The sequence below is a fragment of the Stenotrophomonas sp. YJH_SMC_8 genome, assembly GCF_059371315.1.
Window position 1 is genome coordinate 23,379 of sequence record NZ_JCAFUL010000002.1, and the last position, 23,250, is coordinate 46,628.

The following is a 23,250-nucleotide window of genomic DNA, read 5'->3' on the forward strand; positions in this document are numbered from 1 at the left end:
TCGTTGATCGCACACGCTTCCCGCTCGTTGAGCATTATCGGTGCCGGCCTCGCCGGGTCACTGCTGGCCATCCTGCTGTCACGCCAGGGCTGGCGCATCACCCTGTACGAACGCCGCGGCGATCCGCGCGTGGCCGACTACGAGAGCGGCCGCTCGATCAACCTGGCGCTGGCCGAACGTGGGCGCAACGCGCTGCGCCAGGCCGGTGTGGAAGACGAGGTCATGGCGCGCGCAGTGATGATGCGCGGACGCATGGTGCATCCGCGCGAAGGCGAACCGCAGCTGCAGCGCTATGGCCGCGACGACAGCGAGGTGATCTGGTCGATCCATCGCAGCGACCTGAACACCACGCTGCTGGAACTGGCCGAACAGGCTGGCGCGACCGTGCACTTCCACCGCCGCCTGCACACCGTCGATTTCGATGCCGGCTACGCACGCTTCATCGATGACCGCGACGACAGCCCGCACGACATCCGCTTCGACACCCTGATCGGCGCCGATGGTGCAGGCTCGGCGCTGCGCGCGGCGATGAACCGGCGGGCGCCGCTGGGCGAGGACATCGCGTTCCTCGACCACTCCTACAAGGAGCTGGAAATTCCGCCGGCCGTCGATGGCAGCTTCCGCATCGAACGCAACGCGCTGCATATCTGGCCGCGCGGCCACTACATGTGCATCGCCCTGCCCAACCACGAAGGCACCTTCACCGTCACGCTGTTCCTGCCCAACCAGGGCGATCCCAGCTTTGCCACCGTCAACACGGGCGTACAGGCCGAAGCGTTGTTCGCGCGCGAGTTCGCCGACACCCTGCCGCTGATCCCGAACCTGCGCGCGGACTGGGAACAGCACCCGCCCGGCCTGCTTGGCACGCTGACGCTTGATCGCTGGCACCAGCAGGGCCGCGCGGTCCTGATCGGCGACGCCGCACATGCGATGGTGCCGTTCCACGGGCAAGGCATGAACTGTGCGTTCGAGGATTGCGTGGCTTTGGCCCGCCACCTGATGGAAGCGGACGACCTGGAAGGCGCATTCGCCGCATTCGAGGCCGAGCGCAAGCCGAACGCACGCGCGATCCAGCAGATGGCACTGGAAAACTACCTGGAAATGCGCGACCGCGTGGCCGATCCCGCCTTCCTGCTGCAGCGTGAACTGGAACAGGAACTGCAGCGGCGCTGGCCGACCCGGTTCGTACCGCATTACACGATGGTCACCTTCCTGCACACGCCGTACGCGGAGGCCCTGCGCCGCACCGAGCTTCAGCGCGACATGCTGGTGGCGGCCACGGCCGGCCACGATTCACTGGACAACATCGACTGGGCCGCACTGGAAGCGCAGATCCATGCGCAGCTGCCGGTCCTGGAGGGCGCGCACTGATGGCTGACAGCTTCCTGTTCTACGACCTGGAAACCTTCGGCCAGGACCCGCGGCGCACGCGCATCTCGCAGTACGCCGCGATCCGTACCGACGCCGATCTGAACGAGATCGACACCCCGGTCAGCTTCTTCGTGCGCCCGGCCGACGATCTGCTGCCCTCGCCGATGGCCACCCTGGTCACCGGCATCACCCCCCAGCAGGCCCTGGCCGAGGGCATCAGCGAGGCCGAAGCCTTCGACCGCATCAACGAGCAGCTGTCGCGTCCCGGCACCTGCGCACTGGGCTACAACACGCTGCGCTTCGACGACGAGTTCGTCCGCTACGGCCTGTTCCGCAACTTCCATGACCCGTACGAGCGCGAGTGGCGCAACGGCAATTCGCGCTGGGACCTGCTGGACATGCTGCGGCTGATGCGCGCGATGCGTCCGGACGGCATCCAGTGGCCGCTGCGCGAGGACGGTGCCACCTCGTTCAAGCTCGAGCACCTGGCCGAAGCCAACAACGTGCGCGAGGGTGATGCGCACGAAGCGCTGTCCGACGTGCGCGCCACGATCGGCATGGCACGGCTGTTCAAGCAGTCGCAGCCGCGCCTGTGGGACTACGCTCTGAAGCTGCGCGACAAGCGTTTCGTCGGCAGCCTGCTGGATGTAACCGCGATGAAGCCGGTGCTGCACATTTCCATGCGCTACCCGGCCAGCCGCCTGTGCGCGGCGCCGGTGCTGCCGCTGGCCGTGCACCCGACGATCAGCAACCGGGTGATCGTGTTCGACCTGGACGGCGACATCGACGACCTGCTGGCACTGCCGGCCGACGTGATCGCACAGCGCCTGTACATGCGCGCCAGCGAGCTGCCCGAGGGCGTTGCACGGGTGCCGCTGAAGGAGGTGCACCTGAACAAGGTGCCGGCGCTGATCGCCTGGAACCACCTGCGTGCCGACGACCACGAGCGTCTGGGCCTGGACGTGGCGGCCATCGAAGCCAAGATCGAGCGCCTGCGCGAATTCGCCCCGCAGCTGGCCGAGAAGGCGCGCCAGGTCTACAACCAGCCGCGCGTGGCCACCGTGGCTGATGTCGATGCATCGCTGTACGACGGATTCCTGGGCAACGGTGACAAGCCGCTGCTGGCCCTGGCCCGTACCACAGCGCCGGATCAGCTGGCCGCGCTGGAAGGGCGCTTCCGTGACCCGCGCCTGCCCGAGCTGCTGTTCCGCTACCGTGCGCGCAACCATCCCGGCAGCCTCGCGCCGGCTGAACGCCAGCGCTGGCAGGATTACCGCCGCCAGCGCCTGCTCGGAGACGGGGGCCTGGGCGAACTCAACCTGCCCCAGTACCAGCAGCAGCTGGATGCACTGGCCGCCGAAGCGCCCGATGACACCCGGCGCCAGGCCCTGCTGCAGTCGTTGCGTGATTGGGGCCAGCACCTGCAGGAGACGCTGTGAGCACTTATTTCTCGGACGCCAGCTTCAAGTTCCTGCGCAGCCTTGCGCGGCACAACGACAAGGCCTGGTTCAACGATCACCGCCAGCAGTACGAAGACCACGTGCGGCAGCCGTTCCTGCGCCTGCTGGGCGACCTGCAGCCGGCGCTGGCCGAGGTCAGCGAGCACTTCCGCGCCGATACCCGCGGCGTTGGTGGCTCGCTGTTCCGCATCCATCGTGACGCGCGTTTCTCCAACGACAAGTCGCCGTACAAGACCTGGCAGGGTGCACGCCTGTTCCATGAGCGCCGCCGCGAAGTCGCCGCGCCCTCGTTCTACGTGCACCTGCAGCCGGGCGAGAGCTTCGTCGGCGCTGGCCTGTGGCATCCAGAACCCGAGACGCAGCGCCGCGTGCGCCACTTCATCCTCGACAACCCTGGCAGCTGGAAGGCCGCCGCGCATGCCCCGGCGCTGCGCAAGCGCTTCGACTTCGAGGAGAGCGAGAAGCTGGTGCGCCCGCCACGTGGCTTCCCGGCCGACTTCGAGTTCATTGACGACCTCAAGCACCGCAACTGGGTGATGTGGCGCTCGCTGGACGATGCCACCATGACCGGCCCGCGCCTGCTGTCCACGCTGGGCAAGGACCTGGCTGGGCTCGGCCCGTTCGTCGACTACCTGTGCGCGGCGCTGGACCTGGAGTTCTGAGCCGCATCACCTGCCGTTCACCACTGGCTGCCTCACTTGCGGCAGTCTGGACAGCATGAAGAAGCTCACTGCACTGGCTGTGCTGCTGGTCCTGGCCTTGGCTGCGTGGTGGTTCGGTGGCCCCTACATGACCGTGCACGGCCTGTCCAAGGCCATCGAAGAACGTGACACGGCGCGACTGGAACGCTACGTCGATTTCCCGCGCGTGCGCAGCAGCCTGCGCGCGCAGCTCAATGACTATCTGGTGCGCCAGGCCGGTCCGGATGTAGCGGCCAGCCCGTTCGGCGCCCTGCTCTACGGCCTGGGCGACCAGCTCGGCGGTGCAGCGGTGGAGACCATGGTGACCCCGACCGGCATCGGCGCGATGCTGCAGGGCCATGTGCTGTGGAAGCGCGGCCGCAATGAACTGCAGGGCGGCGATGCCTTCGGCGCGACCGAACCGGCGCGTCCTTTGAAGAACGCCGAGCATCACTTTGAAGCGCTGGACCGCTTCGTGATCGACGTCGATCGCGGCCCCGGCCAGCCTCCGTTGAAGGTGGTGCTGGAACCGCAGGGCCTGCGCTGGAAGGTGGTGGATCTGCAGTTGGGGATGTCGGCCGCACCGTGACCGATTGCCGTGGCGCCCACCGGGCATGGCCCGGCGCTACCACCGACGGCCCCATCCGGTAGCGCCGGGCCATGCCCGGCGACGATCAACCTTCGTTGGCGACGCCATGCGGCACATGGCCGGCGGCCACGTGTTCGCGCGCACTGTCGATGTTGTGCTGCGAATCGTCGAAGAAGATGTCGGCTCCAAAGGCCTGCAGGAAGGGGCCCTTGTGGCGCCCACCAAGGAACAACGCTTCGTCCAGGCGCACGCCCCATTCGCGCAGGGTGCGGATCACCCGCTCGTGCGCCGGCGCCGAGCGCGCGGTCACCAATGCGGTGCGGATCGGTGCGCTTTCGCCGGCTGGGAAGACTTCCTGCAGCGTATGCAGGGCCGACAGGAAACCGCGGAACGGTCCACCACTGAGCGGCTCGCGGGCGCGTTCGCGCTCATGCCGGCCAAACGCCTCCACACCCTGCTCGCGCGAGATGCGCTCGCTCTCGTCACCGAAGATCACCGCATCACCGTCGAAGGCGATGCGCAGCTGCCCGGCCGGACGGCCGGTATCGATCTGGTCGGCCGCAGCGGCTGCAGTCTCGCCAGGCGGCTTGGGCAGGATGGTGGCCGCAGCAATGCCATGGCGCAGCGCGCTGCGCACCGATTCCGGGTTGGCCGACAGGAACAGGTCGGTGCCGAACGGCTTCACGTACGGCCAGGTCGGCTCACCGGCGGTGAACGTGGCGCGGATGATGCCCAGGCCGTAGTGCTGGATCGAATTGAAGATGCGCAGGCCGGTATCGGCCGAGTTGCGCGACAGCAGGATCACCTCGACCCGCGGGTTCTCCGGGCTGGCGCCCTGGTTCAGCGCCAGCAGCTTGCGTACCACCGGGAAGGCCACGCCGGGGCCGAGGATGTCGTCCTCGTGCTGGCGCTGGAATTCGGCGTACGCCGCCACGCCATCGCTCTCGAACAGCGCGTGGCTTTCCTCGAGGTCGAACAGCGCGCGCGAGGTCACCGCGACGGTCAGCAAACGGGGGGAGTTGTCGCCCATCGGTGGGGGTCCTTCAAGCGGTCGGCACGGCCGGCCGCCCATTGTCCTCAAAAAACGAACTGTTCGCTCAGGATCCGGTCTTCCAGGTTGTGCTCCGGGTCGAACAGCAGGGTCACGCGGCGGTCCTTCGACTCGCGGATGGTCACCTCGACCACATCGCGGGTCTCGTGCGAATCGGCGGTGACGCTGACCGGGCGCTTGTACGGGTCAAGCACACGGAAGCGTACTTCGGTGTCGGCCTTGAGAATGGCCCCGCGCCAGCGCCTTGGCCGGTAAGGGGCCAGCGGCGTCAGCGCGATGGTGTGCGAACCCAGCGGCAGCACCGGGCCATGCGCGGAATAGTTATAGGCGGTGCTGCCGGCCGGGGTGGCCACCAGCACGCCGTCACCGATCAGTTCGGCCACGCGCTCCTGGCCGTTCAGGTCGATGCCGATATGCGCGGCCTGCCGGGTCTGGCGCAGCAGCGAAACATCGTTGTAGGCCAGCGAACCGGTACTGGTGCCGGACTCGGTCAGCGCCACCATTTCCAGCGGGCGCAGATGGGCCGGCTCGGCGCGGGCGATGCGGGCATGCACGTCTTCGTCGCCACGGTACTGGTTCATCAGGAAACCGACCGTGCCCAGCTTCATGCCGAACACCGGCTTGCCCAGGTGCCCATGCCGATGCAGGGTCTGCAGCATGAAGCCATCACCGCCCAGCGGGCACAGCACGTCGGCCTGCTCGGGCGCGAAGTCGCCATAGCGCGAGACCATGGCCGCGCGGGCCATCTGCGCGGGCTCGGTGCTGCTGGCCAGGAAAGCGATGCGGGGGGTGTCGCTCATCGGTGGATCCGGGGGGAACTGGTCAAGAGCATAACCGAGCACCGCTGCGCTCGCCGGGCATGGCCCGGCGCTACCCTCGCCCGGTGCGTCGGTAGCGCCGGGCCATGCCCGGCGAACGTGCCCAGAAACAGAACGGCCCCGCTTTCGCGGGGCCGTTCCGGTTCACGCATGCCAGGCGTGGCCCGGCACTACATCACTTACGCGCCGTGTGCCGCCAGCTGGCCCAGGCGCTGCACCGCGACCGAGACGGTCGGGTAGTCCAGGGTCTTCTGCTCGGCCAGTTCGGCCAGCATCGCCAGGGTGAAGCGCAGGCTGTTGTCGTCACGGCCCATCCAGGCTGCGACCTTGGCCTCCGCGCTGCTGCCCTTGGTGCCCAGCACCTGGCCGGCCAGGTTGCGGTGGTTGGCCGCCAGTTCGTCACGCAGCACGCCACGTGCCACGGCATGCCAACGACCGTTGACCTCCAGCGCGTCGACCTGCTCGAACAGCCACGGCAGCTGCAGGGCATCGCCCAGGCGGAAGTGGACCTTGGACACGTCCACCGGCTTCAGCTTGCGGGTGCGGGCCAGTTCGATGATGTCGAACGCCGGCTCCAGGAAGTGCAGTTCGGCCAGCTGCTGCGCCAGCGCGGACGGCAGGCCCTTTTCCTTCCACTCGGCCACCAGGGCTTCGTAGGTCGGACGCTGCGAATCCGGCAGCACGCCCGAGGCGACGCGGATGTCGTTGAACGGGCCCTGGTAGCGGTTGACCGCTTCGGTGATGCCCGGCATCGCACCCGGGCGCGACAGCAGCCAGCGCACGAACGAACGCTGCAGCTTCCAGATCACTTCCAGTGCGTCGATCTGCACCGACTCCGGCACCTTGCCGTCGAGCGCGTCGATCTGCGCCCACAGCGCGCGTGCATCCAGCGTTTCGCGGCTGATGGTGTAGGCCTTGGCGACCTCGGCGATGGAACGGCCGGTGTCTTCCTGCATACGCATCAGGAAGGTGGCGCCCATGCGGTTGATGGTCTGGTTGGTCACGGCCGTGGCGATGATTTCGCGCTTCAGGCGGTGACGCTCCATCGCGTCGGCGTACTTCTTCTGCAGCGGGGTCGGGAAGTAGCGCTGCAGTTCCTTGGACAGGTACGGATCTTCCGGGATGTCCGAATCCAGCAGCTGGGCAAACGCCACCAGCTTGGAGTAGGACAGCAGCACCGACAGTTCCGGACGGGTCAGGCCCTGGCCGCGTGCCTTGCGCTGGGACAGCTCGGCGTCGGACGGCAGGAACTCGATCTGGCGATCGAGCAGGCCCTGCTGTTCCAGGGTACGGATGAAGTGCTGCTTGGAACCCAGGCGCTTGACCGCCATCCGCTCCATCAGGCTCAGCGCCTGGTTCTGGCGGTAGTTGTCGTTGAGCACCAGCTCGGCGACTTCATCGGTCATCGAGGCCAGCAGCTTGTTGCGCTGCTCGACGGTCAGCTTCTTGGCCCGCACCACATCGTTGAGCAGGATCTTGATGTTGACTTCATGGTCGGAGGTGTCCACACCGGCCGAGTTGTCGATGAAGTCGGTGTTGAGCAGCACGCCGGCCTGGGCAGCTTCGATGCGGCCCAGCTGGGTCATGCCCAGGTTGCCGCCCTCGCCCACCACCTTGCAGCGCAGCTCGCCACCGTTCACGCGCAGCGCGTTGTTGGCGCGGTCGCCGACATCGCTGTGCTGCTCGCTGGCAGCCTTGACGTAGGTACCGATGCCGCCGTTCCACAGCAGGTCGACCGGTGCCTTCAGGATCGCGCTCATCAGATCGTTCGGCGACAGCGCCTTGACGTTGTCGTCCAGGCCCAGCGCTTCACGCACCTGCGGGGTGATCTCGATCGACTTCAGGCTGCGCGGGTAGATGCCACCGCCCTTGCTGATCAGCTTGGCGTCGTAGTCCGCCCAGCTCGAGCGCGGCACGGTGAACAGGCGCTCACGTTCGACGAACGTGGTGGCCGCATCCGGGTTCGGGTCCAGGAAGATGTGGCGGTGGTCGAACGCAGCCACCAGGCGGATGTGGCGCGACAGCAGCATGCCGTTGCCGAACACGTCGCCGGACATGTCACCGACGCCGACCGCGGTGAAGTCCTGGGTCTGGCTGTCACGGCCCAGCGCACGGAAGTGGCGCTTGACCGACTCCCACGCACCGCGTGCGGTGATGCCCATGCCCTTGTGGTCGTAACCGACCGAACCACCGGAGGCGAACGCATCGCCCATCCAGAAGCCGTGCGCGATGGCCAGGCCGTTGGCGATGTCGGAGAAGGTCGCGGTGCCCTTGTCGGCGGCCACCACCAGGTACGGATCGTCCATGTCGTGGCGCACGACATCCACCGGCGGCACGATCTTGTTGTTGACGATGTTGTCGGTGATGTCCAGCAGGCCCTGGATGAACAGCTTGTAGCAGGCCACGCCGTTGGCGAAGATCGCATCGCGGTCGCCGTTCACCGGCGGGGTCTTGGCGAAGAAGCCGCCCTTCGCGCCGACCGGCACGATGACGGTGTTCTTGACCATCTGCGCCTTGACCAGGCCCAGCACTTCGGTACGGAAGTCTTCACGACGATCCGACCAGCGCAGGCCGCCACGGGCCACGGCACCGAAGCGCAGGTGGGTACCTTCCACGCGCGGGCCGTAGACGAAGATTTCGCGGTACGGGCGCGGCTTCGGCAGGTCCGGCACCAGCGCCGAATCGAACTTGAAGCTGATGACATGGCCGTGCTGGCCGTTGGCATCGGTCTGGTAGTAGCTGGTACGCAGGGTCGCGTCGATCACGCCCATGAACGAGCGCAGGATGCGGTCCTCGTCCAGGCTGGACACGCGGTCCATCAGCTTCAGCAGCGCATCACGCGCGGCCTGCATCTGCGCGTCGCGGTCACCCTTGCGGGCGTCGACCACGGTCTTGAGCACCTTCAGGGTGGCGTCGTCGCCGGCAGCCAGCACATCGAGGTGGGCCTTCAGCTGGGCCTGGCCAGCGGCGATGTCATCCTTGCTCTCGTGGCCGGTGGCCGGATCGAAGCGCGCCTCGAACAGTTCCACCAGCAGGCGGGCCAGCAGCGGGTAACGCGCGAAGGTGCCTTCCACGTAGGCCTGCGAGAACGGCACGCCGGTCTGCAGCAGGTACTTGCAGTAACCGCGCAGCATGGCGACCTGGCGCCAGTGCAGGCCAGCGGCCAGCACCAGGCGGTTGAAGCCGTCGTTCTCGGCATCGCCGTGCCAGACGCGGGCGAAGGTTTCGCCGAAGGCTTCATCGACGCTGGCGGCATCGATCGCACCGGCAGTCGATTCGACCTCGAAGTCCTGCACGTACACCGGCGCGTTGTCGACCGACAGGCGGTACGGACGCTCGGCGATCACGCGCAGGCCCATGTTTTCCATCATCGGCAGCGCATCCGACAGCGGAATGTCGTCCAGCTGGCGGTACAGCTTCAGGCGCAGGCCATCACCGCTTTCACGCGGCACGGCCTGCAGGCTCAGGCGCAGGTCGTCCGGGCCGGTCAGCGCGTCCAGCTGGCTGACATCGTTGGCGGCAACGGCGGTGCTGTTGTCTTCGATGTAACCAGCCGGCAGCGCCTTGCCGATGCGGGCAGCAATGCGCAGGCCTTCGGTCTCGCCGTGGCGGGACACCAGCGCTTCGCGCAGGTCGTCCTGCCAGTTGCGCAGCACCTGGGCCAGCTTCTGCTCCAGTTCGGCGGTATCGACGTCGAGCATTTCACCCGGCTTCGGGCGCACGATCAGGTGCACCTGGGCCAGCGGCGATTCGCCCAGCACCACCGAGCTGTCCACGTACTCACCGTGCAGCGCTTCCTTCAGCATCGCTTCGATGCGCAGGCGCACGTCGGTGTTGAAGCGCTCGCGCGGCAGGTAGACCAGCGCGGAAATGAAACGGCTGTACTTGTCACGGCGCAGGAACAGGCGGCTGCGCACGCGCTCCTGCAGGCCCAGCACGCCCATCGCGGTGCGGAACAGTTCGTCCTCGCTGGACTGGAACAGCTCTTCGCGCGGCAGGGTTTCCAGGATGTGGCGCAGGGCCTTGCCACTGTGGCTGGCCGGGGCCAGGCCCGACTGCTTCATCACGTGCTCGTGGCGCTGGCGCACCAGCGGGATTTCCCACGGGCGGCGGTTGTAGGCGCTGGAGGTGAACAGGCCGAGGAAGCGCTGCTCGCCGATGATCTTGCCCTTGGCGTCGAATTCCAGCACGCCGATGTAGTCCATGTAGCCGGCGCGGTGCACGCGCGAACGGGCATTGGTCTTGGTCAGGATCAGCGCGTCCTTCAGGCCGGACGTGGCGTTCAGGCCCTGCGCGGCCAGGGTCTTGACCGGACGGGCGGCGGACTTGTCCTTGCCGCGCATCAGGCCCAGGCCGGTGTCGTTCAGCGGCGCCAGCACGTCTTCCTTGCCCTGCTTCTCGACGCGGTACTCGCGGTAGCCGAAGAAGGTGAAGTGGTTGTCGGCGGCCCAGCGCAGGAATTCCTGTGCTTCCTTGCGCGAGGCATCGTCGACCGGCAGCTGGCGCTTGCCCAGGTCGTCGGCAAGCGCCAGCGCCTTGTCCTTCATCGGCTGCCAGTCGCGCACGATCGCGCGCACTTCGTCCAGTGCCTTGTTGATGGCCTGTTCGATGGCGGCCATGGCTTCGGCCGGCTGGCGGTCGATCTCCAGCAGCATCACCGACTCGGCATCACCCTCGCCGACCTTGACCAGCTTGCCGGCCTTGTCGCGGGTGAAGCGCAGCACCGGGTGGCCCAGCACGTGGACGCCCACGCCCTGTTCGGCCAGCGACATGGTGACGGTATCGACGAGGAACGGCATGTCGTCGTTGACGATCTGCAGCACCGTGTGCGGCGATTCCCAACCATTGGCCTTCGCGGTCGGATTGAACACGCGGACGTTGGCCTTGCCGGCCTTGCGGGCACGGGCGAATTCCAGCGTCTCAGCCGCGAGAGCGGCCCACTCTTCAGCGCTGTGGTGCGGGAACTCGTCCGACTCCATGCGCTTGTAGAAGTCAGTGGCGAAGGCCACTGCTTCGGCCTGTGCGGCCGCGGGGTAGCGCTTGCGCAATGCCGTGTACACCGGCTCCAGGGAGAAACCAGCGGTCACTGCGACCTCCGACTCTGCTGGTTTGGTCTTGTTTTTCACGGTCTTGGCTGCGGTTTTTTGCGGTTTCATGGCAGAGCGATGCGCTTGCTCAGTTGGGAAAATGAAATTGTAGCCCTACCGCACGAAAAGGCCTTGCTGCAGGACGGAATAAGCAGATTCGGGTTTGCTGCGGTTTAGACGCCTATTCAGTTCGCACCGGTATGGTGCTGGCACCTGTTTCAGCACTGCCGACAGGATCGGCAAAACGTGTTACCGGAAGACACACGCGGCGACGCCGATGCGATTCCACAATCCTGAACTGGACGGTATAGTCCACCGCGTGAACCCGGCCTACCTCCCCGTTGCCCTCGATGCACGCGATGAGCGTGTGTTCGACGCCGTACGCGAACTGCTGGCCCAGCAGGGCATGCAGATGAGCATGGAGGCGGTGGCCCAGCACGCCGGCTGCTCCAAGCAGACCCTGTACTCGCGCTATGGCAGCAAGCAGGATCTGTTGCGCCGGGTGATGCAGCGCCATGTCGGCCACGCCACCGGCGCCATGGTCCGTGCACTCCGCACTGACGACCTGCGTGCCAGCCTGCTCCAGTTCGCCACCGACTTCCTGGAGCATTTCAACCAACCGCACGTAGGACAGGCCTGCCGGCTGATCGCTACCGACGCGGCCCAGTTTCCCGAAGAGGCGCGTACGCTGTACCGGCATGGGGCCGGCGCGCTGACGCTTCATCTTGCTGAATGGATTGAAACCGTTTGCATGCGTGGCCAGCTCCGGCATGACGACCCGCACTTCATGGCCGAACTGCTGCTGAGCATGATCGCCGGTCAGGATTTCGACAAACAGCGCTTCCATACCCCCCATCGTGATGACGCGCTGCTGCGTCGGCGCTGGGCAGAGTTCTCCGTCGACAGCTTCCTGCGCGCATTCGCGCCACAGCCGTTGCCGGCCCCGCCTACAAACCAACCCCGGAGTTCCTCCTGATGACCGCCCCACTCCGCACCCTTGCCTTGACGTGCGCCGTTGCTGTCGCGCTGGCTGCCTGCAAGAAGCCGGAACAGCAGATGCCCCCGCCGCCGGAGGTGGGCGTGATCGACGCCAAGCCGCAGACCCTGCCGCTGCAGCGCGAGCTGGTCGGCCGCCTGTCGCCGTTCCGCAGCGCCGACGTACGCGCGCGCGTGCCGGGCGTGCTGCTCAAGCGCGTCTACCAGGAAGGCTCGCAGGTGAAGCAGGGCCAGACCCTGTTCCTGATCGACCCGGCGCCGCTGCGCGCCTCGCTCAACGCCTCCGAAGCACAGCTGGCCTCGGCCCGCGCCACCTACGCCAATGCCAAGGTGGCCGCTGATCGCGCCCGCTCCCTGGCGCCGCAGCAGTTCGTCTCCAAGTCCGACCTGGACAACGCTGAATCGGCCGAACGCACCGCGCTGGCTGCGGTCAAGCAGGCCGAGGCAGCGGTGACCTCCTCGCGGATCAACCTGGGCTACACCGAAGTGACCGCACCGATCAGCGGCGTGGCCAACAAGCAGCAGGTCACCGAAGGCGCACTGGTCGGCCAGGGCGATGTGACCCTGCTGACCACCGTCGACCAGCTCGACCCGCTGTACGTGAACTTCTCGCTGAGCGTGGACGAACTGAGCCAGCTGCGCGCGCAGCAGGCCAAGGGCGCGCTGGCGCTGTCCGGCGATGGCAAGGCCACGGTCAGCGTCAAGCTGGCCGATGGCAGCACCTACAGCGAGCCGGGCACCCTGGACTTCTCCTCGACCACGGTCGACCCGGCCACCGGCGCGGTGTCGCTTCGTGCGCTGCTGCCAAACCCGCAGCAGATCCTGCTGCCGGGAGCCTTCGTCAGCTTCCAGGCCAACCTGGGCGAGCGCAACAACGCCTTCCTGGTGCCGCAGCAGGCGCTGCTGCGTGACACCACCGGCGGCTACGTGATGGTGGTCGGCGCCGATGGCAAGGTGGTGCGCAAGAACGTGAAGACCGACGGCGCGCAGAACGGCAACTGGCTGGTCAGCGACGGCCTGGCCGCCGGTGACAAGGTGATCGTGGCCGGTGTGCAGAAGGTCAAGGAAGGTGCACCGGCGGTCGCCAAGCCGTGGACCCCGGCGCAGGACGCCAACGGCAAGCCTGCCGCAGGCGGCGCTGCGCCGGCAGCTGGCAAGGCACCGGCCGACGCGGCCAAGCCCGAGCAGGCCGATGCGGCCAAGCCGGCCGCCACCGATTCGAACAAGCAGTAACGGGAACCTTCCGTCATGCCTAAATTTTTCATCGAACATCCAGTCTTCGCCTGGGTGGTTGCGATCCTGATCTCGCTCAGCGGCGTGATCGCGATCCTCAACCTGGGCGTGGAGTCCTATCCCAACATCGCCCCGCCACAGGTGACCGTCTCGGCCACCTACCCGGGCGCCAGTGCGGACACCACTGAAAAATCGGTCACCCAGGTGATCGAGCAGCAGCTGACCGGTATCGATCACCTGCTGTACTTCAGTTCCTCGTCCGCCTCCAACGGCCGTGCGCAGATCACCCTGACCTTCGAGACCGGTACCGATCCGGACATCGCCCAGGTGCAGGTGCAGAACAAGGTCTCGCTGGCCACGCCCCGACTGCCATCGGAAGTGACCCAGCAGGGCGTGGTGGTGGCCAAGGCCAACGCCGGCTTCCTGATGGTGATCGCGCTGCAGTCCGATACGCCGGCCATCAACCGTGACGCCCTGAACGACATCGTCGGTTCGCGCGTGCTCGACCAGGTCTCGCGCATCCCCGGCGTCGGCAGCACCCAGCAGTTCGGTTCCGAGTACGCCATGAACATCTGGCTCAACCCGGAAAAGATGCAGGGCTACGGCCTGTCGGCCAGCCAGGTGCTGGCGGCGGTGCGTGCGCAGAACGTGCAGTTCGCCGCCGGTGCGCTGGGTTCGGACCCGTCGCCGGAAGGCCAGCACTTCACCGCCACGGTCTCGGCCGAGGGCCGCTTCAGCTCGCCGCAGGAGTTCGAGAACATCATCCTGCGCGCAAACGCTGACGGCTCGCGCGTGCTGCTGAAGGACATCGCCCGCGTTGCCTTCGGTGCCAACAACTACGGCTTCGATACCCAGTACAACGGCAAGCCGACCGGTGCCTTCGCCATCCAGCTGCTGCCGGGCGCCAACGCCCTGAACGTGGCCGATGCGGTGCGCGCCAAGATGGACGAACTGCAGCCGAGCTTCCCGGCCGGCGTCACCTGGTTCTCGCCGTACGACAGCACCACCTTCGTCAAGATCTCGATCCAGGAAGTGGTCAAGACGCTGTTCGAGGCGGTGTTCCTCGTGTTCCTGGTGATGCTGATCTTCCTGCAGAACTTCCGCGCCACCCTGATCCCGACCCTGGTCATCCCGGTGGCCCTGCTCGGTACCTTCCTGGGCATGTGGATGATCGGCTTCACGATCAACCAGCTGACCCTGTTCGCGATGGTGCTGGCAATCGGCATCGTGGTCGATGACGCGATCGTGGTGATCGAGAACGTCGAACGCATCATGACCGAGGAAGGCCTGGCGCCGAAGCCGGCCACGCAGAAGGCGATGACCCAGATCACCGGCGCGGTGGTGGCGATCACCGTCGTGCTGGCCGCGGTGTTCATTCCGTCCGCCCTGCAGGGCGGCGCGGCAGGTGAGATCTACAAGCAGTTCGCGCTGACCATCGCCATTTCGATGGCATTCTCGGCGTTCCTGGCGCTGGGCTTCACCCCCGCGCTGTGCGCGACCTTCCTGAAGCCGACGCACAACGACAACCCGAACATCGTCTACCGCACCTTCAACAAGTACTACGACAAGATCAGCCACACCTATGTGGGCCACATCACCTCGGCGGTGCGCCATGCGCCGCGCTGGATGATCCTGTTCGTGGTGCTGACCGCACTGTGCGGCTTCCTGTTCACCCGCATGCCGGGCAGCTTCCTGCCGGAAGAAGACCAGGGCTATGCGCTGGCGATCGTGCAGCTGCCGCCGGGCTCGACCAAGGGCCAGACCAACGAAGTGTTCGCGCAGATGCGTGGCATCCTGGAAAAGCAGGATGGCTATGAAGGCATGCTGCAGGTCGCCGGTTTCAGCTTCGTCGGTTCCGGCGAGAACGTCGGCATGGGCTTCATCCGCCTGAAGCCGTGGGAGGAACGCAAGTTCACCGCGCCGGAGTTCATCCAGAACATGAACGGCGCGTTCTACGGCATCAAGGAAGCGCAGATCTTCGTGGTCAACCTGCCCACCGTGCAGGGCCTTGGCCAGTTCGGTGGTTTCGACATGTGGCTGCAGGACCGTAGCGGTGCCGGTTACGAGCAGCTGACCCAGGCCCGCAACATCCTGCTCGGCCAGGCAGCGCAGAAGCCGGACCACCTGGTCGGCGTGCGTCCGAACGGCCTGGAAAACGCGCCGCAGCTGCAGCTGCACGTGGACCGCGTGCAGGCGCAGTCGATGGGCATGTCGGTGTCGGACGTGTACAGCACCATCCAGCTGATGCTGGCCCCGGTGTACGTGAACGACTTCTTCTACGAAGGCCGCATCAAGCGCGTCACCATGCAGGCCGATGGCCCCTACCGCACCGGCCAGGAGTCGCTGAAGAGCTTCTACAGCCCGTCCAGCCTGACCACCAATGCCGACGGCACCAACGCGATGATCCCGCTCAACACGGTGGTCAAGTCCGAATGGGTATCCGCACCGCCGTCGCTGAGCCGCTACAACGGTTACTCGGCGATCAACATCGTCGGTTCGCAGGCGCCGGGCACCAGCTCGGGTGAAGCGATGCAGACCATGGAAGGCATCGTCAACGACGACCTGCCGGCCGGCTTCGGCTACGACTGGTCCGGCATGTCCTACCAGGAAATCCTGGCCGGCAACGCCGCGACCCTGCTGCTGGTGCTGTCGATCGTGGTGGTGTTCCTGTGCCTGGCCGCGCTGTATGAAAGCTGGTCGATCCCGGTGGCGGTGCTGCTGGTGGTGCCGCTGGGCGTGCTGGGTGCACTTGGCCTGTCGATGCTGCGTGGCCTGCCCAACGATCTGTTCTTCAAGATCGGCCTGATCACCGTGATCGGCCTGGCGGCGAAGAACGCGATCCTGATCGTGGAGTTCGCGGTGGAGCAGCGTGCAGCCGGCAAGAACCTGCGCGATGCCACCATCGAGGCGGCCCGCCTGCGTTTCCGCCCGATCCTGATGACCTCGTTTGCGTTCATCATGGGCGTGATCCCGATGGCAATCTCCACCGGCGCCGGCGCCAACTCCCGCCACGCCATCGGTACCGGCGTGATCGGCGGCATGCTGTTCGCCACCCTGCTCGGCCTGCTGATGATCCCGGTGTTCTTCGTGGTCGTGCGCCGCATGCTGGGCGACAAGCTGGATGAACCGTCCAAGGAGTTCATGGAACGCCAGCGTGACGCGGATGCTGCACACCGTCCGGATCGTTGATCCGGTGGTGGGCTGAAACGAGAAAGGCCCCGGAGCGATCCGGGGCCTTTTTTCTTGCCGCTTTTGAATCCATGCCAACCAAGGTTGGCATCTACCAGAGCAAGAGCATGCCCGGTAGCCGCCAACCTTGGTTGGCGCTCTCCAGGGAAACGTCTCAGCGCAGCAGCGCAACCACTATGCACACTGCCACCAGAACCAGCGCGGCCCACTGCATCGGCACGAAGAAGAAATGATGGGGCGCGGCTTCGCCCTTCTCTCGCGGAACTCGGTTGAGCCACAGGCCCAGCAGCACGTTCACTACCGCGCCAACACCTCCACCCAAGAGAACCTGCTGCAACGGAATGTTGCCTTTGGGGCCATCATGCGGAAAAAAGTACGCCAGCAGCAGAATTGCTGCGATCGGCGTCACCAGCGTCATGAAGCCCCAACCGCGATGGATCATCGTGCAGACACTTGAAAAAACGGCCTGCATTGTAGCGGGGCTTTGGAAGGCCCCCGAAGAATGAAATTGATGGCGGTGCGCGGGTTGCCGCTCTGTAGAGCCGAGCCCATGCTCGGCTGCTTGTATCGGAGCCGAGCATGGGCTCGGCTCTACAGACGGCCAGAGAACAGCGCATCCACGCATGGCGTGGATCTACTGGCCGCGCCGCCGTTGCAGCGGCGCGGCCCTTGCCACTCAGCGCAGCCCGGTCTCGTTGCGGGCGATCACCAGGCGCTGGATTTCCGAAGTGCCTTCATAGATCTCGGTGATCTTGGCATCACGGAAGTAGCGCTCCAGCGGCATTTCCTTTGAATAGCCCATGCCACCGTGGATCTGCACCGCCTGGTGGGTGATCCACATCGCGGCTTCAGAAGCGGTCAGCTTGGCCACCGCCGCTTCGGTGCTGAAGCGCTTGCCCTGGCCCTTCACCCACGCCGCGCGCAGGGTCAGCAGCAACGCCGCGTCCAGCTTGCACTTCATGTCGGCAATCTTGGCCTGGGTCATCTGGAAGGTACCGATGGCCGCACCGAACGCCTTGCGCTCCTTCACGTACTCCAGGGTCGCTTCATAGGCGGCACGGGCGATGCCGATGGCCTGCGAGGCGATGCCGATACGGCCAGCATCAAGCACGCTCATGGCGATCTTGAAGCCCTCGCCTTCCTGGCCCAGCACATCCTCAGGCTGCGCTACGTAGTCGTTGAACTCGATCTCGCAGGTGGCCGAGGCACGGATGCCCAGCTTCGGCTCGGTCTTGCCGCGACCGAAACCCGCCTTGTCGGTATCGATGATGAAGGCGGTGATGCCGCGCGCGCCCTTGTCCGGCTCGCTCATCGCGAACAGCACGATGTACTTGGCCACCGGGCCGGAGGTGATCCAGCTCTTCTTGCCGTTGATCACGAAGGTGCCATCGGCCTGCTTCACCGCGCGGCAGCGCATGGCGGTAGCGTCCGAACCCGACTGCGGCTCGGTCAGCGCAAACGCGCCGATGGCCTCGCCCTCGGCGATCGCACGCACGTAGGTCTGCTTCTGCGCTTCGGTACCGTGGGTGAGGATGCCGTTGCAGAACAGCGAATTGTTGACCGACATGATGGTCGAATGGGCTGCGTCGGCGGCGGCGACCTCCACCATCGCCAGCACGTACGCAACCGGGTCCATGCCCGCACCACCGTATTCGGTGGGCACTTCGATACCCATCAGGCCGTTCTCGCCCAGCAGGCGGATGTTGTCCAGCGGGAACTCGCCGGTACGGTCATGGTGCTCCGCGCTGGGGGCGATCTTTTCCTGCGCGATGCGCCGCGCCACGTCCTGCAACATCAACTGCTCTTCAGTAAAGCTGAAATCCACAACACCCTCCCGGGTACATGATGTTATGGGCCACGCACGGCGTGCCCAGGTGCACCGATTGTACCGGGGCCCGGCGGCTTCCGTACGCCAGCGACTTGACCGCGGCAGGCCTTCTCAGCGAATATATCTCTATATCGCGATAGGTAGATATTTATGGATCTTGAAGACTGGTCGACCCGCCTGAAGGTGTTCGCCGATGCCACCCGCGTGCGCCTGCTGGCGCTGCTGGAGCAGGAAGAACTGACCGTGGCCGAACTGTCGGCGATCACCCGGCTGGCCCAGCCGCGCGTGTCCACCCATCTGGCGCGACTGAAGGAAGCCGGCCTGGTTCGCGACCGCCGCGCCGGCGTGTCGGCCTATTACCGCTTCGACGAGGCCCAGCTGGACCCGGCGCAGCGTGCATTGTGGCATGCCTTGAGCAACGGAAGCGACGACCCCCTGCTGCGCCAGGATGCCGAGCGCGTGGCGGCGGTGCTGGCCCACCGTGCCTCCGACCAGAACTGGGCCGACAGCGTGGCCGGCGACATGGAACGCCACTACTCTCCCGGACGGACCTGGGAGGCGCTGGCGCGTACCGCGCTGCCGCTGCTGGAAACCGGCGACGTGCTGGACATCGCCTCCGGCGACGGTGTGCTGGCCGAACTGGTGGCCCCGCATGCCAAGCGCTACATCTGCATCGACACCAGCGCGCGCGTGGTCGCCGCGGCCAGCGAGCGGCTGCGTCGCCTGCCCAACGTCGAAGTCCGCGAAGGTGACATGCATGCCCTGCCGTTCAAGGACGGCAGCTTCGACCTGGTGGTGCTGATGCACGCGCTGACCTATGCCAGCAAGCCGGCGCAGGCCGTGACCGAAGCCGCGCGCGTGCTGCGCCCGGGAGGCCGCCTCCTGCTGTGTAGCCTGGCCCGTCATGAGCACAAGGCGGCGGTGGAGGCCTATGGCCACGTCAACCTTGGCTTCAGCGACAAGGAACTGCGCAGGTTCGTCGACAAGGCCGGCCTGCAGGTCTCGAGCCTGGAGACGGTCACCCGCGAAAAGCGCCCGCCGCACTTCGAAGTGATTTCGCTGATCGCCAACAAGCCCTGAGCCGGAAACCGCCATGCCCGCCCTGCCCTGGTTGCATCCTGATCGTGCCAACGCCCTGCTCGACGCCCTGCGCGAGCGGATCCTGATCATCGACGGTGCGATGGGTACGATGATCCAGCGCCACGGCCTGCAGGAAGACGACTACCGCGGCGAGCGCTTCGCCGGTGGCTACGACCACGCGCACGGCCCGGGCTGTGACCATGCAGCGCCGGAAGGCCATGACCTGAAAGGCAACAACGATCTGCTGCTGCTGACCCGGCCGCAGATCGTCGCCGACATCCACACCGCCTACCTGGAAGCGGGCGCGGATCTGGTCGAGACCAACACCTTCAACGCCACTTCGGTCAGCCAGGCCGACTACCACCTCGAACACCTGGTGTACGAGTTGAACAAGGCCGGTGCTGCGGTTGCGCGAACCTGCTGTGATGCAGTGGCTGCGACCACGCCGGGCAAGCCGCGCTTCGTGATCGGGGTGATCGGGCCGACCAGCCGCACCGCCTCGATCAGCCCCGATGTCAACGATCCGGGCTTCCGCAACACCAGCTTCGACGAGCTTCGCGACACCTACCGCGAAGCCATCGACGGCCTGATCGATGGCGGCGCCGACACCATCATGGTCGAGACCATCTTCGACACGCTCAACGCCAAGGCTGCACTGTATGCGCTGGAGGAAGCCTTCGATGCGCGCGGCGCGCGCTTGCCGGTGATGATCTCCGGCACCATCACCGACGCGTCCGGACGTACCCTGTCCGGGCAGACAGCAGAAGCCTTCCATGCCTCGCTCGCCCATGCACGGCCATTGTCGATCGGACTGAACTGCGCGCTGGGCGCCGATGCGATGCGCCCGCACGTGGAAACCCTTGCACAGGTCGCCGACTGTTACGTCAGCGCACACCCCAATGCCGGCCTGCCCAATGCCTTCGGCGAGTACGACGAGACCCCCGAAGAGATGGCCGTCACCCTGCGCGGCTTCGCCGAGGATGGCCTGTTGAACCTGGTCGGCGGCTGCTGCGGCTCCACCCCCGAGCACATCCGCGCCATCGCCCAGGCGGTGGCTGGGCTGCCGCCGCGCGCCCTGCCCGGAACCCGGGAGCAGGCCGCATGAACGTTGCCGCCACCGTCCCGCACTTCCCGCCCTACTGCTGTTGAGCCGACGCCTGCCATGACGCCTGTCCGCCCTACCCGCCTGTCCGGCCTGGAACCCCTGGTCATCACCCCGGACCTGCTGTTCATCAACGTTGGTGAACGCACCAACGTCACCGGCAGTGCGCAGTTCCGCAAGCTCATCAAGGAAGGCCGCTACGAAGAAGCGGTGGACGTGGCCCGCCAGCAGGTGGCGAGCGGCGCGCAGATCCTCGACGTCAACATGGACGAGGGCCTGATCGATTCGGAGGCGGCGATGACCCGCTATCTCAACCTGATCATGTCCGAGCCGGACATCGCGCGCATCCCGGTGATGGTCGACTCCTCCAAGTGGAGCGTGATCGAGGCCGGCCTTAAATGCCTGCAGGGCAAGAGCGTGGTCAACTCGATCTCGCTGAAGGAAGGCGAGGCGCTGTTCCGCGAGCATGCACGCAAGGTGCTGCGCTATGGCGCCGCTGCGGTGGTGATGGCCTTCGATGAAAGCGGCCAGGCCGATACCTGCGCGCGCAAGGTCGAGATCTGCACCCGCGCCTACCGCATCCTGGTCGACGAGATCGGCTTCCCGCCGCAGGACATCATCTTCGATCCGAACATCTTCGCCGTCGCCACCGGCATTGAAGAGCACGACAACTATGCGGTGGACTTCATCGAAGCCACCCGCATCATCAAGCAGACGCTGCCGCACTGCCATGTGTCCGGTGGCGTCTCCAACGTATCCTTCTCGTTCCGCGGCAACGAGACCGTGCGCCAGGCCATCCATTCGGTGTTCCTGTACCACGCGATCGCCGCCGGCATGGACATGGGCATCGTCAACGCCGGTGCCATGCCGATCTACGACGAGCTGGAGCCGGAACTGCGCGAGCGCGTGGAGGATGTGATCCTCAACCGCCGCAGCGACGCCACCGAGCGCCTGCTGGAGATCGCCGAGCGCTACAAGGGCAAGAAGGGCGCGGCGAAGACCGAAGACCTGGCCTGGCGCGAGAAGCCGGTGGCGCAGCGCCTGGCGCACGCGCTGGTGCACGGCCTGGATGCCTTCGTAGAGGAAGACACCGAGCTCGCCCGCCAGGCCTCCAGCCGCCCGCTGGACGTGATCGAAGGTCCGCTGATGGACGGCATGAACGTGGTCGGCGACCTGTTCGGCGCCGGCAAGATGTTCCTGCCGCAGGTGGTGAAGTCCGCGCGCGTGATGAAGAAGGCGGTGGCCTACCTCCTGCCGTACATCGAAGCGGAAAAGGCGCGCAGCGGCGACACCGCCAAGAGCAATGGCCGCATCATCATGGCCACGGTGAAGGGCGATGTGCATGACATCGGCAAGAACATCGTTGGCGTGGTCCTGGCCTGCAACAACTTCGAGGTGGTCGATCTCGGCGTGATGGTACCGGCACAGAAGATCCTCGATGCCGCGCGCGAACACAACGCCGACCTGATCGGCCTGTCCGGCCTGATCACCCCATCACTGGAGGAGATGAGCCACGTGGCCCGCGAGATGCAGCGCCAGGGCTTTGACCTGCCGTTGCTGATCGGTGGCGCCACCACCTCGCGCGCGCACACCGCACTGAAGATCGACCCGCATTACCACGCGCCGACGGTCTGGGTGAAGGATGCCTCGCGCGCGGTCGGCGTGGCCCAGTCACTGATCTCGCGTGACCTGCGCGAGGCCTTCGTTGCCGCCAACGAGGCCGACTATGCCGAGATCCGCGCCCGCCACCGCAACCGTGGCGACGCCAAGCGCCTGGTCACGCTGGAACATGCACGCGGGCAGAAATTCCAAGGGGAATGGGACAGCTACACGCCGCCGGCACCGAAACAGCCAGGCCTGCACGTATTCGATGACTATCCGCTGGCCGAGCTGGTCGATTACATCGACTGGACGCCGTTCTTCCAGGCCTGGGAGCTTGCCGGCAAGTTCCCGGCCATCCTCACCGACGAAATCGTCGGCACCCAGGCCAGCGATCTGTACAAGGACGCACGCGCGATGCTCGACCGCATCGTCGGCGAGAAGTGGCTGACCGCCAAGGCGGTGTTCGGCCTGTGGCCGGCCAACAGCATCGGTGACGATGTCCGCGTGCATCACCCGCAGGGCGAAACCACGCTGCACTTCCTGCGCCAGCAGGTGGACAAGCCGGCCGAGCGCCCGGATTTCTGCCTGGCCGATTTCATTGCACCAGCCGACAGCGGAAAACAGGATTGGATCGGCGCGTTCGCGGTCACCGCCGGCATCGGCATCGACGCGCATGTCGCGCGTTTCGAAGCCGAGCATGACGACTACAACGCGATCCTGCTGAAGGCCCTGGCCGATCGCTTCGCCGAAGCGCTGGCCGAGCGCCTGCACCAGCGCGTGCGCACCGGATTCTGGGGCTACGACCACGCCGAGACACTGGACAACGAGGCCCTGATCGATGAGCAGTACCGTGGCATCCGCCCGGCCCCTGGCTATCCGGCATGCCCCGAGCACAGCGAGAAACGCCGGTTGTTCGACCTGCTGCAGGCCGAAACCAACGCCAGCATGGAACTGACCGAGAGCTTCGCGATGCTGCCGACCGCCGCAGTGTCGGGTTACTACTTCAGCCACCCGCAGAGCCAGTACTTCGTGGTCGGCCGCCTCGGCCGCGAGCAGGTCAGCGACTACGCCCGGCGCAAGGGCGTGGACCGCGCCCAGGCCGAGCGCTGGCTGGCTTCCAACCTCGACTACGATCCCGAATGACACGGTAGCGCCGGGCCATGC

General features: G+C 66.2%; 15 protein-coding genes. 10 read left to right on the plus strand and 5 right to left on the minus strand.

Going from position 1 to position 23,250, the window contains the following annotated elements; all coding sequences use genetic code 11:
* Positions 1-3: 3 nt before the first annotated feature.
* From AC5P88_RS02050 to AC5P88_RS02065, 4 genes are read left to right on the plus strand one after another with little or no spacing between them, the layout of a single operon-like run.
* Positions 4-1,371 (plus strand): FAD-dependent oxidoreductase, encoded by a 1,368-nt coding sequence (locus tag AC5P88_RS02050; RefSeq protein ID WP_106550252.1) that lies wholly within the window; start codon positions 4-6, stop codon positions 1,369-1,371.
* On the plus strand, positions 1,371-2,810 hold the full coding sequence (sbcB, locus tag AC5P88_RS02055; RefSeq protein ID WP_111113365.1) for an exodeoxyribonuclease I: 1,440 nt from the start codon (positions 1,371-1,373) through the stop codon (positions 2,808-2,810). The genes AC5P88_RS02050 and sbcB overlap by 1 nt, the downstream gene beginning before the upstream one ends.
* Positions 2,807-3,493: a DUF2461 domain-containing protein gene (locus AC5P88_RS02060; RefSeq protein WP_005410240.1), complete on the plus strand. Its 687-nt coding sequence runs from the start codon at positions 2,807-2,809 to the stop codon at positions 3,491-3,493. Before sbcB ends, AC5P88_RS02060 begins: the two co-directional genes overlap by 4 nt.
* Positions 3,494-3,548: 55 nt before the next feature.
* On the plus strand, positions 3,549-4,100 hold the full coding sequence (locus tag AC5P88_RS02065) for a DUF2939 domain-containing protein (protein ID WP_495224174.1): 552 nt from the start codon (positions 3,549-3,551) through the stop codon (positions 4,098-4,100).
* 85 nt (positions 4,101-4,185) lie between these two features.
* On the opposite strand, the gene AC5P88_RS02070 is transcribed toward AC5P88_RS02065, so the two are convergent.
* The 3 genes from AC5P88_RS02070 to AC5P88_RS02080 all read right to left on the minus strand — a co-directional run bounded on the left by AC5P88_RS02070 (position 4,186) and on the right by AC5P88_RS02080 (position 11,125).
* On the minus strand, positions 4,186-5,130 hold the full coding sequence (locus tag AC5P88_RS02070) for a 5'-nucleotidase (RefSeq protein ID WP_005410242.1): 945 nt from the start codon (positions 5,128-5,130) through the stop codon (positions 4,186-4,188).
* Between the two features lie 47 nt (positions 5,131-5,177).
* Positions 5,178-5,951 carry an NAD kinase gene (locus AC5P88_RS02075; RefSeq protein WP_111113363.1) on the minus strand — a complete coding sequence of 258 codons (774 nt, stop codon included), beginning with the start codon at positions 5,949-5,951 and terminating at the stop codon, positions 5,178-5,180.
* A gap of 197 nt (positions 5,952-6,148) precedes the next feature.
* Positions 6,149-11,125 (minus strand): NAD-glutamate dehydrogenase, encoded by a 4,977-nt coding sequence (locus tag AC5P88_RS02080; RefSeq protein WP_106550256.1) that lies wholly within the window; start codon positions 11,123-11,125, stop codon positions 6,149-6,151.
* A 250-nt stretch (positions 11,126-11,375) separates the two neighbouring features.
* Between AC5P88_RS02080 and AC5P88_RS02085 the strand changes: the two genes are divergently transcribed.
* The 3 genes from AC5P88_RS02085 to AC5P88_RS02095 are packed head-to-tail and all read left to right on the plus strand — an operon-like array spanning position 11,376 to position 16,474.
* Positions 11,376-12,032: a TetR/AcrR family transcriptional regulator gene (locus AC5P88_RS02085; RefSeq protein WP_106550257.1), complete on the plus strand. Its 657-nt coding sequence runs from the start codon at positions 11,376-11,378 to the stop codon at positions 12,030-12,032.
* Positions 12,032-13,285, plus strand: coding sequence for an efflux RND transporter periplasmic adaptor subunit (locus AC5P88_RS02090; RefSeq protein WP_495224176.1), 1,254 nt, complete (start codon positions 12,032-12,034; stop codon positions 13,283-13,285). Before AC5P88_RS02085 ends, AC5P88_RS02090 begins: the two co-directional genes overlap by 1 nt.
* Positions 13,286-13,300: 15 nt before the next feature.
* Complete coding sequence (locus AC5P88_RS02095) at positions 13,301-16,474, plus strand: multidrug efflux RND transporter permease subunit (protein ID WP_049428353.1); 3,174 nt, start codon at positions 13,301-13,303, stop codon at positions 16,472-16,474.
* A 154-nt stretch (positions 16,475-16,628) separates the two neighbouring features.
* Here AC5P88_RS02095 and AC5P88_RS02100 read toward each other — a convergent pair whose 3' ends face one another.
* Both AC5P88_RS02100 and AC5P88_RS02105 read right to left on the minus strand, forming a co-directional pair.
* Complete coding sequence (locus tag AC5P88_RS02100) at positions 16,629-16,916, minus strand: hypothetical protein (protein WP_111113359.1); 288 nt, start codon at positions 16,914-16,916, stop codon at positions 16,629-16,631.
* Positions 16,917-17,150: 234 nt separating this feature from the next.
* Positions 17,151-18,299: an acyl-CoA dehydrogenase family protein gene (locus AC5P88_RS02105; RefSeq protein WP_049428349.1), complete on the minus strand. Its 1,149-nt coding sequence runs from the start codon at positions 18,297-18,299 to the stop codon at positions 17,151-17,153.
* A 153-nt stretch (positions 18,300-18,452) separates the two neighbouring features.
* On the opposite strand from AC5P88_RS02105, the gene AC5P88_RS02110 reads away from it, so the two are divergent.
* From AC5P88_RS02110 to metH, 3 genes are read left to right on the plus strand one after another with little or no spacing between them, the layout of a single operon-like run.
* Positions 18,453-19,382: an ArsR/SmtB family transcription factor gene (locus AC5P88_RS02110; RefSeq protein ID WP_010480432.1), complete on the plus strand. Its 930-nt coding sequence runs from the start codon at positions 18,453-18,455 to the stop codon at positions 19,380-19,382.
* A gap of 13 nt (positions 19,383-19,395) precedes the next feature.
* Positions 19,396-20,487, plus strand: coding sequence for a homocysteine S-methyltransferase family protein (locus AC5P88_RS02115; RefSeq protein WP_495224180.1), 1,092 nt, complete (start codon positions 19,396-19,398; stop codon positions 20,485-20,487).
* Between the two features lie 57 nt (positions 20,488-20,544).
* Positions 20,545-23,229: a methionine synthase gene (gene metH, locus AC5P88_RS02120; protein WP_495224182.1), complete on the plus strand. Its 2,685-nt coding sequence runs from the start codon at positions 20,545-20,547 to the stop codon at positions 23,227-23,229.
* Positions 23,230-23,250: the final 21 nt, after the last annotated feature.

What these genes read in the sequence shown, in the direction of transcription:
- sbcB (WP_111113365.1), top strand. Translation starts at nt 1,371, where the DNA reads ATGGCTGACAGCTTCCTGTTCTACGACCTGGAAACCTTCGGCCAGGAC.
- AC5P88_RS02065 (WP_495224174.1), top strand. Translation starts at nt 3,549, where the DNA reads ATGAAGAAGCTCACTGCACTGGCTGTGCTGCTGGTCCTGGCCTTGGCT.
- AC5P88_RS02070 (WP_005410242.1), bottom strand. Translation starts at nt 5,130, where the DNA reads ATGGGCGACAACTCCCCCCGTTTGCTGACCGTCGCGGTGACCTCGCGC.
- AC5P88_RS02075 (WP_111113363.1), bottom strand. Translation starts at nt 5,951, where the DNA reads ATGAGCGACACCCCCCGCATCGCTTTCCTGGCCAGCAGCACCGAGCCC.
- AC5P88_RS02080 (WP_106550256.1), bottom strand. Translation starts at nt 11,125, where the DNA reads ATGAAACCGCAAAAAACCGCAGCCAAGACCGTGAAAAACAAGACCAAA.
- AC5P88_RS02090 (WP_495224176.1), top strand. Translation starts at nt 12,032, where the DNA reads ATGACCGCCCCACTCCGCACCCTTGCCTTGACGTGCGCCGTTGCTGTC.
- AC5P88_RS02095 (WP_049428353.1), top strand. Translation starts at nt 13,301, where the DNA reads ATGCCTAAATTTTTCATCGAACATCCAGTCTTCGCCTGGGTGGTTGCG.
- AC5P88_RS02100 (WP_111113359.1), bottom strand. Translation starts at nt 16,916, where the DNA reads ATGATCCATCGCGGTTGGGGCTTCATGACGCTGGTGACGCCGATCGCA.
- AC5P88_RS02110 (WP_010480432.1), top strand. Translation starts at nt 18,453, where the DNA reads ATGGATCTTGAAGACTGGTCGACCCGCCTGAAGGTGTTCGCCGATGCC.
- AC5P88_RS02115 (WP_495224180.1), top strand. Translation starts at nt 19,396, where the DNA reads ATGCCCGCCCTGCCCTGGTTGCATCCTGATCGTGCCAACGCCCTGCTC.
- metH (WP_495224182.1), top strand. Translation starts at nt 20,545, where the DNA reads ATGACGCCTGTCCGCCCTACCCGCCTGTCCGGCCTGGAACCCCTGGTC.